General features: G+C 71.0%; 13 protein-coding genes. 6 read left to right on the top strand and 7 right to left on the bottom strand.

The window, feature by feature from the left end; genetic code table 11:
* Positions 1–61: 61 nt before the first annotated feature.
* Positions 62–1,000, bottom strand: coding sequence for a LysR family transcriptional regulator (locus AC5RVZ_RS05005; protein WP_494064653.1), 939 nt, complete (start codon positions 998–1,000; stop codon positions 62–64).
* Positions 1,001–1,076: 76 nt separating this feature from the next.
* Here AC5RVZ_RS05005 and AC5RVZ_RS05000 point away from each other — a divergent pair, with 76 nt between their 5' ends.
* The 3 genes from AC5RVZ_RS05000 to AC5RVZ_RS04990 all read left to right on the top strand — a co-directional run bounded on the left by AC5RVZ_RS05000 (position 1,077) and on the right by AC5RVZ_RS04990 (position 5,549).
* Positions 1,077–2,810, top strand: a complete 1,734-nt coding sequence (locus AC5RVZ_RS05000; RefSeq protein ID WP_494064652.1) for an L-aspartate oxidase — start codon at positions 1,077–1,079, stop codon at positions 2,808–2,810.
* 114 nt (positions 2,811–2,924) lie between these two features.
* Positions 2,925–4,094: an aminotransferase class I/II-fold pyridoxal phosphate-dependent enzyme gene (locus tag AC5RVZ_RS04995; RefSeq protein WP_494064651.1), complete on the top strand. Its 1,170-nt coding sequence runs from the start codon at positions 2,925–2,927 to the stop codon at positions 4,092–4,094.
* Between the two features lie 162 nt (positions 4,095–4,256).
* A complete protein-coding gene (locus AC5RVZ_RS04990) occupies positions 4,257–5,549 on the top strand; it encodes a hypothetical protein (RefSeq protein ID WP_494064650.1) in 1,293 nt (430 codons plus the stop codon).
* Positions 5,550–5,591: 42 nt separating this feature from the next.
* On the opposite strand, the gene AC5RVZ_RS04985 is transcribed toward AC5RVZ_RS04990, so the two are convergent.
* The 3 genes from AC5RVZ_RS04985 to AC5RVZ_RS04975 form a co-directional block, all read right to left on the bottom strand.
* Positions 5,592–6,353 (bottom strand): SDR family NAD(P)-dependent oxidoreductase, encoded by a 762-nt coding sequence (locus tag AC5RVZ_RS04985; RefSeq protein WP_494064649.1) that lies wholly within the window; start codon positions 6,351–6,353, stop codon positions 5,592–5,594.
* 349 nt (positions 6,354–6,702) lie between these two features.
* A complete protein-coding gene (locus AC5RVZ_RS04980) occupies positions 6,703–7,584 on the bottom strand; it encodes an NAD(P)-dependent oxidoreductase (RefSeq protein ID WP_494064648.1) in 882 nt (293 codons plus the stop codon).
* A 170-nt stretch (positions 7,585–7,754) separates the two neighbouring features.
* Positions 7,755–8,345, bottom strand: coding sequence for a hypothetical protein (locus AC5RVZ_RS04975; RefSeq protein ID WP_494064647.1), 591 nt, complete (start codon positions 8,343–8,345; stop codon positions 7,755–7,757).
* Positions 8,346–8,409: 64 nt separating this feature from the next.
* On the opposite strand from AC5RVZ_RS04975, the gene AC5RVZ_RS04970 reads away from it, so the two are divergent.
* Complete coding sequence (locus AC5RVZ_RS04970; protein WP_494064646.1) at positions 8,410–8,997, top strand: TetR/AcrR family transcriptional regulator; 588 nt, start codon at positions 8,410–8,412, stop codon at positions 8,995–8,997.
* A 47-nt stretch (positions 8,998–9,044) separates the two neighbouring features.
* On the opposite strand, the gene AC5RVZ_RS04965 is transcribed toward AC5RVZ_RS04970, so the two are convergent.
* The 3 genes from AC5RVZ_RS04965 to AC5RVZ_RS04955 form a co-directional block, all read right to left on the bottom strand.
* The gene (locus AC5RVZ_RS04965) at positions 9,045–9,719 is read right to left on the bottom strand and encodes an alpha/beta fold hydrolase (protein ID WP_494064645.1); all 675 of its coding nucleotides are present in this window, start codon (positions 9,717–9,719) and stop codon (positions 9,045–9,047) included.
* 55 nt (positions 9,720–9,774) lie between these two features.
* The gene (ychF, locus tag AC5RVZ_RS04960; protein ID WP_494064644.1) at positions 9,775–10,848 is read right to left on the bottom strand and encodes a redox-regulated ATPase YchF; all 1,074 of its coding nucleotides are present in this window, start codon (positions 10,846–10,848) and stop codon (positions 9,775–9,777) included.
* 64 nt (positions 10,849–10,912) lie between these two features.
* On the bottom strand, positions 10,913–11,671 hold the full coding sequence (locus AC5RVZ_RS04955; protein WP_494064643.1) for a class I SAM-dependent methyltransferase: 759 nt from the start codon (positions 11,669–11,671) through the stop codon (positions 10,913–10,915).
* An 83-nt stretch (positions 11,672–11,754) separates the two neighbouring features.
* Here AC5RVZ_RS04955 and AC5RVZ_RS04950 point away from each other — a divergent pair, with 83 nt between their 5' ends.
* Together AC5RVZ_RS04950 and AC5RVZ_RS04945 are read left to right on the top strand one after the other, a co-directional pair.
* On the top strand, positions 11,755–12,357 hold the full coding sequence (locus AC5RVZ_RS04950) for an exonuclease domain-containing protein (RefSeq protein WP_494064642.1): 603 nt from the start codon (positions 11,755–11,757) through the stop codon (positions 12,355–12,357).
* A gap of 60 nt (positions 12,358–12,417) precedes the next feature.
* A complete protein-coding gene (locus AC5RVZ_RS04945) occupies positions 12,418–13,713 on the top strand; it encodes a DNA recombination protein RmuC (protein ID WP_494064641.1) in 1,296 nt (431 codons plus the stop codon).

Below are 13,713 nucleotides of genomic sequence, written 5' to 3'. Positions count from 1 at the left end.
CCGCGCGCCCGTCAGCCGTCCGCACATTGCGGGCGGCTGACGGCGTTGATGGCGGCGAGGATCACTCGCTGCGAGGGTCTGCCCGCCGCATGGTCGCCTCGGGGCGGGCCGCCAGGTCGGTCGCCGTGCGCACGATCGTCTGCTGCATCACCTCCACCGCGGCCGCCGGAGCGATGTCACTGACACGGGCGATGCTGATGGTCCGTGTCAGTGTCGGCTCCGACAGGCGCACGGCTCGAAGTCCGGGCCGGTCGATGAGGACGACAGCCGGGACGATCGCGACCCCGATCCCCCGCTCCACGAACCGCAGCACCGCATCCATCTCGGCCCCCTCGACGGAGACGTCCGGACTGAGCCCCGCGGCTCGGAATGCCGCATCCGTCGTCCTTCGCAGATCGTAGGTGGAGCTGAAGACCACCTGCGGCAGGCGGGCGACCGCCGACAGCGGGATGCTGCCTCCCTCGGTGATCGGCGGTGCGCTGCTCGAGGAGATCACCACGAGCTCCTCGACGAGCAGAGGGGTCACCGTGAACCGGTCGGCGGATGCCCCGCCCGAGGTCGTGATGAGGGCGAGGTCGAGCTCTCCCCCGGCCAGGTCGTCGAGCAGCCGGCGGGAGCCCTGCTCCGTGATGTGCAGCTCGACCCCGGGGTAGTCGGTATGGAACGTGCTCAGCACCTCCGCGACGAGGCTGATGCACAGCGTCGGCGTCGCCCCCAGGCGCACGCGACCCCGCCGGAGTCCCGCCAGTTCGTCGAGGTCGCGGCGCACCGATGCGGCGTCGGCCAGCATCCGACGCGCTAACGGAAGCAGCGCCTCGCCGGCAGCCGTGAGCGTGCTGCCGCCTCGCGCGCGGTGGAACAGCTCGGCTCCGAGGTCCTGTTCGAGGGTCGCGATCTGGCGGCTCAGGGACGGCTGCGCGAGATGGAGCTGCTCGGCGGCACGGGTAAAGTTGCCCAGTCGCGCCACGGCGACGAACCCGCGCAGCTGCTCCAGGTTCATACGTATAGCGTATCGCTATGGCGGTGAGCAGGAAGATTCATTGGAGTAATCGCACCCGCGTTCTTACCGTTGAAGAGTGAACACTTCCGAGCGCCAGCTTTCCACCACCGTCCTCGTGATCGGCACGGGCGGTTCCGGCCTCCGCGCCGCCATTGAACTCGCCGAAGCAGGCGTCGACGTCCTCGCTTTGGGGAAGCGGCCCAAGTCCGACGCGCACACCTCGCTGGCCGCGGGCGGCATCAACGCCGCGCTCGGGACGATGGACGCCGACGACAGCTGGCAGCAGCACGCCGCGGACACACTCAAGGAGAGCTACCTGCTCGCCAATCCCGAGACCGTTCAGATCGTGACCTCCGGCGCCGCGCGCGGCATCGAGGACCTCGAGCGCTATGGGATGCCGTTCGCACGCGAAGCCGACGGGCGGATCTCGCAGCGCTTCTTCGGCGCGCACACCTACCGTCGCACCGCGTTCGCCGGCGACTACACGGGCCTGGAGATCCAGCGCACCCTCGTCAACCGGGCCGCCCAGCTGCACGTGCCCGTGCTCGACACGGTGTACGTCAGCCGCATCCTCGTCAACGACGACGGCGCCGTCTTCGGCGCGTACGGGTTCGACCTCGAGGACGGCACGCGGTACCTCATCCACGCCGACGCGGTGATCCTCGCCGCGGGCGGCCACAACCGCATCTGGCGTCGCACATCGTCTCGACGCGACGAGAACACCGGCGACTCGTTCCGCCTCGCGGTCGAGGCGGGCGGCCGACTGCGCGACCCGGAACTGGTGCAGTTTCACCCCAGCGGCATCATCGAGCCCGAGAGCGCGGCCGGCACGCTCATCTCCGAGGCGGCACGTGGCGAGGGCGGCATCCTGCGCAACGGCCTCGGCGAGCGCTTCATGCACAAGTACGACCCCGAGCGCCTCGAGCTGTCCACCCGTGATCGCGTGGCACTGGCCTGCTACACCGAGATCAAGGAGGGCCGCGGCACCCCGGGCGGCGGTGTGTGGCTGGACGTCTCGCATCTGCCCCGCGAGACGATCATGACCCGCCTGCCGCGGGTGTACCAGACGATGCTCGAGCTGCAGATGCTCGACATCACGAAGGAGCCGATCGAGATCGCGCCGACGGCGCACTACTCGATGGGCGGGGTGTGGGTCCGCTCGTCGGACCACTCCACCGACGTGCCGGGCCTCTACGCGATCGGTGAGGCGTCCTCCGGCCTCCACGGCGCGAATCGCCTCGGCGGCAACTCGCTGATCGAGCTGCTGGTCTTCGGCCGGATCGTCGGTCAGGCGGCCGCCGCATACTCGGCGTCGCTTCCGGCGCAGAAGCGGTCCCGCGCCGCCGTCGAGACGGCTCGGGCGGAGATCGCCGACCTGCTGGCGGCATCCGGCACCGAGAACGTCCGGGCGCTGCAGCGCGCGATCCGCGACACCATGACCGAGTACGCCGGCGTCGTCCGCGACGAGCAGGGCCTGCTGACCGGTCTGGCCGAGCTCGACGTGATCGAGGCCCGCATGGCCGACATCGGCGTGCATCCCGACATCGCGGGCTACCACGACCTCGCGCACGCCTTCGACCTCAAGTCGGCCGCGCTGGCCGCCCGCGCCACCCTCGAAGCCGCCCTCGAGCGGCGGGAGACGCGCGGCTGTCACAATCGGAGCGACTATCCCGACCTCGACCCCGAGCTGCAGGTGAACCTCGTGTGGTCGCCGCGAACCGGTGTCGTGCGCGAAGAGATCCCGCCGATCCCCGCGGAGATCGCCGCGCTGATGCGCGAGGTCTCCGTCGCCGGCAAGCTCGTCGAGTAGAGCTCCCGGATCCCGAGCGACGGCCGCGCGGCGTCGGCCATTGACGCGACCCCGGCCGCTTGGGATCCTGACGGGATCACGTACGGCGCTGGGGACGAGGTGATGGCTGTGGGGATGTCGACGCGGGCAACGCAGGCCAAGGCCGCGGTGGACATCGTCACCGCCTTCTTCGGCCGCATCCAGGCCCTGGCGAGCGACCCGGAGGCGCTCGACTTCACCTTCGGCAATCCGCACGAGACGGCGCTGCCCGGGCTGTCGGCGGCGATACGCACGCACGCCGAGCCGCGGTCCGTGGACTGGTTCGCGTACAAGACGAGCGAGCCCGAGGCGCAGCGGGTCGTCGCCGCGGGGCTCGCCGCTGAGCTGGGACTGCCGTTCGAACCCGAGGACATCGCCATGACGCAGGGCGCGTTCGGTGCGATCTCGCTCGCGCTGGCCCTGCTGACGGATGCCGGCGACGAAGTGATCGTCCCCGTCCCCGGCTGGTTCTGCTACGAGCCCATGCTCCATGCTGCGGATCTGGTGCCCGTCCGGGCGGAACTGGACACGGAGACGTTCGACCTCGACGTGGACGCCATCGCGCGAGCGATCACCCCGCGCACCCGGATCGTCATCGTGAACTCCCCCGCCAATCCGACCGGCCGGGTCTACCCGGCATCCTCGTGGGAGGCGCTCGCCGACGTGCTCGAACGGGCCTCGCGGGAGCATGGGCGGCGCATCTGGCTGCTCTCGGATGAGCCGTACCGCCGCATCCGATTCGACGGCATCGCCTTCACGAGTCCCGCCGCCGTGTACCCGTGGACGCTCATCGACTACAGCTACGGGAAGGTGCTGCTCGCGCCCGGACAGCGGCTCGGGTATCTCGCGCTCTCGCCGCTCATCCCCGTCGACGAGCGGGATGAGCTGCGCGCGGGGCTGATGCCGCTGGGCCTTGCGATCGGGTGGGGCTTCCCCGACGCCGTCATGCAGTACGCCGTTCCGCAGCTGGAGACGCTTTCGATCGATCTGGAGGAGCTGACCCGCAAGCGCGACCGCCTGTACGCCGCCCTGACGGATGCCGGCATCGCCGTCACGCGCCCCGAGGGGACCTTCTACCTGTGGGGCAGAGCCCCGGGCGGCGACGCGACCCGATTCTGCGATGCCCTCGCCCAACGCGGTGTCTACGTCATGCCCGGCACGCTGTTCTCGCAGCCGCACCATTTCCGGATCTCACTGACCGCCACGATGGACATGATCGACCAGGCTCTCCCCCGCCTGGTGGAGGTGGCCGCCGACCTCAGCTGAGCGCCGCGCTCGTCCCCGGCTCGGGCATCGGCGCGTGCGCCACGGCCGTCATGGCGCCCGGCCCGGGCGGCGTCAACCCCTTTGCCTTCGACGCGGCGCGTGCGGAATCTGGAGGTCTCCGCTTCGGGTCAGGAGACGCCATGACAGGACACGTTGACGCCTATGACTGACCAGAGATCCGCAGTCCGCCGCGGCGCGGGCGAGCGTGAGCTCGTTCCCGCCGCCCAGAGCCCATGGCGAAGGATCGCGCGCCTGAGGGCCGCCGAGCTGCTCGGCCGACGGGCGCACGCCGTCCCTCTGGAGCGCGGGTGGGCCCGCTCCGTCATCCTCGTCTGGGCCGCCGGCCGGGCGCTGAATCTGTCGTTCCTGTACGCCGCATTCCTGGTGTCGACGCAGTCCGGCTGGACGTTCGGCCCCGACGGCGAGCGCGCGAGGACCTTCCTGGACTTCCTCTCGGGGTGGGATGCCGCACGCTACGGCAGCATCGCCATGCAGGGCTATCCCGTGACGCTGCCGGTCGGGGCCGACGGCGACGTGCTGATGAACAACTGGGCGTTCCTGCCGGTCTTCCCGCTGCTGGAGCGCCTCCTCTCCGATGCGTTCGGCATGCCGTGGCAGGTCGCAGGCGTGCTCCTCAGCATGGGGGCGTCCTGCGCCGCCACCGTCGTCCTCTACGCGCTGCTTCGTCATGTCACGGCACCGGAGGCAGCCAGATGGGCCGTCGTGCTGTTCTCCCTGGCGCCGCTGTCCTTCGTGTTCGTGGTCGGCTACGCCGAGTCCCTTTTCCTCCTCCTTCTGTTCGCCGCCCTGCTGCTCGCGGTCCGTCGCCGGTACCTGTTGATCGCACCGCTGGGCGTGGTCGCCGCGTTCACGCGGCCGGGGGCCCTCGCGCTGGCACTGGGACTCGGCATCCTCCTGGTCGGGCGACTGATGCTGCGCTCACGCGACCCGATCTCGAGGCCCGAGCTCGTCGGCCTCATCGTGTCGGGTCTGTCCACGGCGGCCGCCGGACTGATGTGGCCCGTCGTCGCCGATGCGGTCACCGGATCGCCGTCGGCGTATGTGCGCACCGAGATGGCGTGGTGGGAGCCGTTCCTCGGCGACGGGCATTCCGTGCCGTTCGCGCCGGGCGTGGTGATGGGCTGGGTCTGGCTCGGCCCGGTCGGCGTGCTGGTCATCCTCGGCGTCGCACTGGCGGCGTTCCGGTGGACGCTCTCCCGCCCGATCCGGATGCTGGGTCTGGAGATCGTGGGCTTCGCCTTCAGCTACACGCTCTACCTGTTGGCGGTGTTCCTGCCGACCCAGAGCCTGCCGCGCCTGGTCATGCCGTTGGCGCCGCTCCTGGCAGACAGCAGACTGTCCACGACACCCCGTCGCCGGCGCTGGCTCGTCACGGCGTGCATCGTGCTGCAGGCCGTCGCCGTCTTCCTGCTCTGGACCCTTGCCAACCCGTGACCGCCAGGACGGCGGCACGCCGGTCCGCGGTGGCGCCGAGTCTCACGGCATCCCTCCGCTGACGCTGATCACGCTGCCGGTCACGTAGGAGGCGTCCGCGGTGGTGAGCCAATCCACGGCGGCTGCGATCTCGTCGGGCGCGGCAGCACGGCCCATCGGGGTCCGCATGCCGACGTCGGCTGCGCGACCCGGGCGGCCGGCGCGGGCATGGATGGCGGTGTCGGTGGTTCCCGGGCTCACCGCGTTGACGCGCGCGCCGAGCGGCGCGATCTCCTTCGCCAGCCCCACGGTGAGCGTCTCGACGCCCGCCTTGGACGCCGCGTACCAGATGTACTCCCCCGGTGCCCCGGTGCGAGCGGCGACCGACGAGATGTTGACGATGCTGCGGTCGCTGCGGATGTCGCCCACCTGCCAGCGGGTGACCGCCTCGCGACACAGCCGCAGCGTGGCGGTCAGATTGACCTCCAGCACGCGGCGGATCGTTTCGTCGCTCACCGTGGCGAGCGGTCCGATGGGGCCGGTGACACCGGCGTTGTTGACGAGGATCGTCACCTCGCCGTGCGCCTGCGCCGCATCGAGGATCCGGGTGGGCGCGTCCGGCGCTGTGACATCGCACCGCAGCGGCACGACCGACGAACCGACATCCCGCCGCACCGCGCGTGCGGCCTCGTCGTCGTCGCTGTAGGTGAAGACCACGACGTGACCGCGTCGCGACAGCCGCTCCACGACCGCACGGCCGATGCCGCGGCTGCCACCGGTGACGACGGCCACGGTGCCGAGAGCCTCACGAACCGTTGCGTGCATGCAGTCCGTCTCCTTCGTTCCCTCGATCGTGGCCTGTCGATCGCTTCCGTTCCAGTGCCGCCTCACCGCGCAGTGTCATGACCGAGCCGTCCGCCGTGGCCACGACGCGACCCGCGTCGTCGCGGATCTCGCACCGGTAGTGGCTGATCGTGCGGCCGGCTCGCACCGCCGATGCGGTCGCTGTGAGCGTCGCCTGCCAGATCCATCCGCATCCAGCTCGCCGGCGAGTTGCCGTCGCAGGTACTCCAGGACAGGAAGGGCAGCGGTCACCACCGCAGGCAATCACGTCCTCGCGCCGCGCCACGCGATCCAGTGCCCGGAAGTGGACGGGCCCCGCGCTGCGACCGGGCTAGCCGTCGGCGCCGCGCAGGCGGGCGGTGCGCGCGCGGTACGCCGCGATGACCGCGGCCATGTCGTCGGCAGCGTGGCCCAGAGCGAGCGTCTCGGCGAACAGGTCGGCGGTGTCGGTCATCAGCGGGGACGCGATCCTCTGCTCGCGCGCAGCGGCCACGACGAGGTCGGCGTTCTTCAGCACGTCCGGGATGGCCGCCTGCGGCGAGTAGTCCGCCGTCACGAGCGCGTGCGCCTTCGCCCGAGAGACGAAGGACGCCATGGGACCGGCGTCGAGGATCTCGGCCAGCAGCGGGGCGGGCAGACGGTGCTCCTCGGCGAAATGGAAGGACTCCACGAGCCCGGTGACCAGCGTGATGAGGAAGGTGTTCACCGCGAGCTTCATGCGCATCGCCTGAGGCGGCCGCCCGCACCGGAACACCCTCGCGCAGACCGGCTGCAGCAGCACGGCGACCTCGTCCAGCACCGCGTCGGCGCCGGCGAGCATGGCGATGAGCTGTCCGTTGAGCGCGGGTTGCCGCGACCCCGAGACGGGCGCTTCGACGTAACGACCTCCGGCGCCTGCCACCCGCCGCGCGAGACGGCCCGAGTATCCCGGCGGCACGGTGCTCATCTGCACCAGCGTCCTGTCGCGCAGCGCGGCGTCGTCCGCGCCGAGGACATCGTCGACGGCGACCTCGTCGGTGACCATGATGAACACGGTGCGGCATGAGGCGAACACCTCGGCCGCCGACGCGGCGACGGAGGCTCCTGCTTCGGCGAGGGGTGCGCATGCGGCCGCGGTGCGGTTCCACACGAGCAGCGAGTGGGCGCGCAGCATGCGGGACGCGATCGCCGAGCCCATCAGCCCCAGGCCGATGAACCCGACCCCATCGGTCATGGCTTCGGCCCCTCGCCGTCGACGAGCGCCGGCAGCACTCGCACCCTCATCCCGTACGCCTTCCGCCGTCCACGTCCGCCGATCAGAGCCGACCGCACCACGGATGGCCCTCGCGCGGTCCAATCGCACCTTCTGGACTCATGCCGGCGACAGCGGTCGCAGGCACGCCATCAGCCCGTGTGATCCGACAGGAGTCCGCTTCGCCGCTGCCCGCGAGCGCGGGGTTCGCGCTCCCGCGGCGCACCCTTCGGCCAGACGGTGTAGCTGACCGCCCACAGCAGTTCGATCGCCAGGATGGCGCCGAGGACCGCTGACGTTCCGGTGAGGGCGCTGGTGGCGGTCGGGTCTGCGGCGAGCACGGTCAGAAGCCACAGCACGGCCGCCGCGATGGCCACGGCGGCCGTGGTACGCAGCACGTCGAGCCAGCAGGCGCGCGTGTACGCGAGACCATGCAGCTTCTCGGGTGCGGGACCGCCGGCGTAGCGGTGGGCGAACCGCATGTCCGCCCACCGGATCATGCGGTGGCCGTAGACCAGCGAGAACCCGAGGTAGATCGCCGCCAGGGCGTGCGCGAAGGTCGCTGTGCCGCCAGCGCTCAGGTCGATCGCGACCGCGAGAAGCAGCACCACGTCGACGACCGGCGTCAGAAGCAGCAGGGCCGCCCCGGCGCGCGGCCGCCGAAGGATGTATCGCGCGGCCAGCCCGAGGACGATGAGCAGCCAGAAGCCGATCTCGCACACCACGATGACGCCGACGATCACGGATCCTCCTTGCTAGCACACCTGTACTGGCAACAAGCTAGCACGGGCGTGCTACGTTGCTGGGGTGCCACGACGCATCGACCTCGACGAACGCAGGCAGCAGCTCGCCGAGGCAGTGTGGGCCACGATCCGCCATCGCGGCATCGGTGCCGTCTCGGTCCGCACCGTCGCCGCGGAGGCCGGGGTCGCGGTCGGGTCGCTGCGCCATGTCTTCCCCACCCGCGGGGAACTGCTGCAGTTCTCGGCGGAGCTCATGGTGCGACGGGCGACCGAGCGCATCGCCGACACGCCCCGCACGGGCGACGCGACCACCGACGCTCTGGCGTTGCTGTCCCACGTCCTGCCTCTCGAGCCCGACAGCAGGGCCGAGCTGGAGGTGAACATCGCGCTGTTCGCCGAGGCGCCGGCGCTGCCGGAGCTGACGACCGTGCGCGATCACGCGCACGCGCAGCTGCGGATGCTCTGCGCGCACGTCGTGAGCCTGGTCGGTCCCGACCTCGATCCGCGCCGCGCGGATGCCGAAGCGCGACGTCTGCATGCCCTCGTCGACGGTCTCGCGCTTCACCTGCTCGTGGAGGACCCGGGCAGCGGACGAGCTCGCGCGCTTGGGACGCTGCGAGAGGAACTCGATCGGATCACGACAGTGGGATGAACCGTCGTCGAGGCGGATCGCATCGCGCGTTCGTCACGCCGACGCGCTCAGTCCCAGTCGAGGTAGTCCTCGATCGCCCATGACGTCTCGCCCACGTGGGTGAGGGGGAACAGGTGCCCGCCGCCCTCCACCGACACGACGCTGACCAGCTGCGGCGCCGACGCCCGCAGCCGCTCGCCATTGGCCGGCGGCGTCACCGTGTCCTCCGTCCCCTGGACCACCAGCACGGGGAACGACGGCGCGAGGGTCAGCCACTCGACGTCCGCGGTGGCGGCCTCGGCCGCACGCTGCATCGCTTCGACGGCGGCATCCCGCGCGTTCGGCGAGATCTCGGAGGAGTCGGAGTCCGCTGCGTCGGCCGGCCCTTCCACGCCGAGCAGCAGCACGCCGCTGACCCGCTCCGGGTGGTCGAGCGACACCGTGCGCGCGACTGCGCCGCCGAACGAGTGGCCCCCGACCCACGCGGCGGCCAGGCCGATGTGCTCCATCACGTCGATGACGTCCTGTGCCAGGTCGTGCATCGTGACGGCGGCCTCCGGCACGGGGCGGCGCGCGCCGATCCGCACGACCCGGAAGTCCTCCTCGGCCAGGGCACCCGCCAGCGTGCCGAGGTAGCCGACCTTCAGGCCGCGACCGGGGATCAGCACCAGTGCGGGCCCCTGCCCTTCGTCGACGTAGGGGATCGCGCGGCCGTCGGGCTCGAAGATGCGGATGTCGGTCACCGGGGGTCCTTCCATGGGGTGTGGGATCGCGCATTGCTCGCTCGAGCAGCGAGCGTCAGACGTTGAAGCGGAACTCGACCACGTCGCCGTCCTGCATGACGTAGTCCTTGCCCTCCAGGCGCGCCTTGCCGCGCGCGCGGGCCTCGACGACGGAGCCGGCCTCGACGAGATCGTCGAACGAGATGACCTCGGCCTTGATGAAGCCCTTCTCGAAGTCGGTGTGGATGACGCCGGCCGCCTGAGGCGCCTTCCACCCCTTGCCGATGGTCCACGCGCGGGCCTCCTTCGGTCCCGCCGTGAGGTATGTCTGCAGACCCAGCGTGTCGAACCCGATGCGGGCGAGCTGGTCGAGCCCGGACTCCTCCTGGCCGGTCGACGCGAGCAGCTCCGCAGCGTCGTCGGGGTCGAGGTCGATGAGCTCGGACTCGATCTTGGCGTCGAGGAACACCGCCTTCGCCGGCGCCACGAGCGCCTCGAGCTCCGCCTTGCGCGCGGCATCCGTCAGCACCGCCTCGTCGACGTTGAAGACGAAGATGAAGGGCTTGGCCGTCAGGAGGCCGAGTTCGCGGATGGGCGCCAGGTCGATCCCCGCCGCCGAGAGCAGGATGCCGCGCTCGAGGGCGTCCTTGGCGGCGAGCGCCGTCTCGAGCACGACCGGATCGGTCTTCTTCCCCCGCACTTCCTTCTCATAGCGGGCGATCGCCTTCTCGAGCGTCTGCAGGTCGGCCAGCTGCAGCTCGGCGTTGATCGTCTCCATGTCGCTCTTCGGGTTCACCGCGCCCTCGACGTGCACGACGTCGTCGTCGGCGAAGCCGCGCACCACCTGCGCGATCGCGTCCGCCTCGCGGATGTTGGCCAGGAACTGGTTGCCCAGCCCCTCCCCCTCGCTGGCACCGCGCACGATGCCCGCGATGTCGACGAACGACACCGCCGCGGGCAGGATGCGCTCGGAGTGGAAGATCTCCGCGAGCTTGTCCAGGCGCGGGTCGGGGAGGTTCACCACGCCGACGTTCGGCTCGATGGTCGCGAACGGGTAGTTCGCGGCGAGCACCTGGTTCTTGGTCAGCGCGTTGAAGAGGGTCGACTTGCCGACATTCGGGAGACCGACGATTCCGATGGTGAGAGCCACGGGCATCCAGTCTACGTGGGCGCGCCGCCGCGACCGCCGACCGGCGGCCCGGCCGCGGCGACGGTCAGGGACGGATGCTGCGGTGCGCGCGCGTCACGTAGGGGACGTCGACGACATCGGCGCCGGCGTCGTCGCGGCGGCGGTTCGCGTCGAACAGCTCCCCCGCCTGTGCGAGGATGCGCGCGCGATCGTCCTCCGAGGCGGTGATGACGAAGCTGCGCGAGGACACCATGTCGAGGAAGGCGCTGCGGTCCACCGTCCGCGTCCAGCGCCGGCTCATCTCCTCGATGCCGGTGAACGGCTCGGCGACGCGGACGCCGTCGCTGGAGATCATCTCCTCCGCATGACTGCCGTGCATGGCCGCCGTCAGTCGTGCGATCCACGGCACGGATTCATCGCGGATGTTCCACACCAGTCCCAGGACGCCACCGGAGCGGAGGACGCGCGCCGCCTCGGCGGAGGCGGCGACGGGATCGACCCAGTGCCATGCCTGACCCAGCAGCACGGCGTCCACCGAGGCATCGGGCAGCGGAAGCCGCTCGGCCGTTCCGACGAAAGTCGGGACACCGTGGACGTGCTCGCGCAGCGCGGCGAGCATGCCGGCATCCGGATCGACGGCGACGACCTCGGCGCCGGTCTCGACGATCGTGCGCGTCAGCTTGCCGGTGCCGGCGCCGACGTCCGCCACGCGCAGGGCGCGAGCGTCCCGGCGCACGGGCGCGAGCATCCAGTCGACCGCCTCGCGGGGGTAGTCGGGTCGACCGGACTCATAGGCGCCCGCGGCGGTGCCGAACGACGTGGACATCTCCTCGCGGCTTGCCATGCCTTCGAGCCTATGCCGACCGATGCGCCACGTCTCCGGCGCGCCTTCGTGGCGCCGCAGACACCTCGGGCGAGGCTGAGCCCGTGCCCTTGGACTTCACCGCGATCGACTTCGAGACGGCGAACTCCAGCAGCGCGTCGGCCTGCGCGGTGGGCCTGGTGCGGGTGCGCGACGGCGTCGTGGTCGATCAGACGGGATGGCTGATCCGGCCGCCCGCGGGTCACGACGTCTTCTTCGAGCTGAACACGCGGATCCACGGCATCTGCGCCGACGATGTGGTGGACGCACCCACGTGGAGCGAGCAGCTCCGCGAGCTGGCGGCCTTCGCGGGAAGCGACGTGCTGGTCGCCCACAACGCCGGCTTCGACATGGCCGTGCTCAAGCGCGCGTGCGAGGCGACGGGCGACGACTGCCCGCCGTACCGGTACGCGTGCAGCCTGCAGGTCGCCCGCAAGGTCTACCGCCTCGAGTCCTACCGCCTTCCCTTCGTCGCCGCAGAAGCCGGCTTCGCCGACTTTCCCCATCACAACGCCACAGCCGACGCGCTCGCCTGCGCACACGTCATGATCGACGCGGCTCGGCGCCTGGCCGTGGACAGCGTCGACGGGCTGGCCGAGGCAGCCGGCGTCCGCGTCTCGCAGATCGTGGTCGCCGAGGCGCCGGCGCTGTCGGTCGCCTTCGCGTGAGCATCCGGATGCCGCGCCGCGGTCCGCGGCGATGTCGGGGGCTGCGGGCATCCTGAGCTCATGGATGCACTTCTGGTCTCGATGATCGCGGTGGCGATGCTGCTGCTCGGCGCTGTCGCCGGCTGGGCCGCGGGGCTGGCACGCGGCGTCGCGCGGACGGGACGCGAGCGCGCCGACCTTCAGGCGCGGGTCGCCGCCGCCGAGGCGGCACGCCAGGGCCTGCAGGCGCAGCTCGAGCATCAGCAGGCGCTGTACCGGGAGCTGGCCGGTCAGGCGCGTCATGATCAGGCGGCCCGTGAGGAACGGGAGCGGCGTGAGCAGACGGTGCTGCGTGCTCTTGCGCCCGTGCAGGAGACCCTCACGGCCATGCAGCGGAAGGTCGACGAGCTCGAGCGCGACCGCCACACGCAGTTCGGCACGCTCGCCGAGCAGCTGCGGCGCGCCCAGGAGTCCGACGAGGCGCTGCGCTCGACGACCGAGTCGCTCGCCAGCGCGCTGCGCTCGGGCAGCACGCGAGGGGTGTGGGGCGAGACGCAGCTGCGCCGGGTCGTGGAGGCGGCGGGTCTGACCCGCCACGTCGACTTCGACGTGCAGACCTCGATCAGCACGGACGCCGGAGTCGGCCGTCCCGACATGGTGATCCGCCTTCCCGGTGGCAAGTCCATCGCCGTGGACGCGAAGGTGCCGCTGGACGCGTACCTCGAGGCGAGCGCCATCCCGCTGACGGCGCAGGGCGCCGAGGCGGCACGTCGGCGAACCCTGCTGGACAAGCACGTCAAGGCGGTGCGCGCGCACGTCGACGCCCTCGCTCGCAAGACGTATTGGGCGGGACTGGGCTCGAGCCCGGAGTTCGTGGTGTGCTTCGTGCCGAGCGAGTCGCTGCTGGCCGCGGCGCTGGAGGAGGACCCGGCACTGCTGGACTACGCCTTCGGGAAGCGCGTGGCCCTCGCCTCGCCGGTGAATCTGTGGGCGGTGCTCAAGACCGTGGCCTACACCTGGACGCAGCAGGACGTGTCGCAGGAGGCCCGCACGCTGTTCGACCTCGGCAACCAGCTGTATGAGCGGCTGGGATCGCTGGCGGCGCACGCCGACGATCTGCGTCGTGCGATCGAGCGGACGGTCGACAGCTACAACCGGTTCGCAGGCTCACTCGAATCGCGGGTGCTCGTCAGCGCGCGGAAGTTCCCCGGCATCGACGCGACGAAGCTGGACGCCGTCGAGGAGGCCCGAACGATCGAGAAGACCCCGCGGCGACTCACGGCACCCGAACTGCTCGAGCAGACCCTGGAGTTCGCCGAACCCAGCGGACTCGCCGACCTGGGCGACGTGCGCGCGCGCCTCGCGGCGCAGGATTGA

Source organism: Arthrobacter sp. Cza30 (assembly GCF_059090765.1).
The sequence above is the reverse complement of the archived record's forward strand: the minus strand, read 5'-3'. Positions and strand labels throughout refer to the sequence as shown.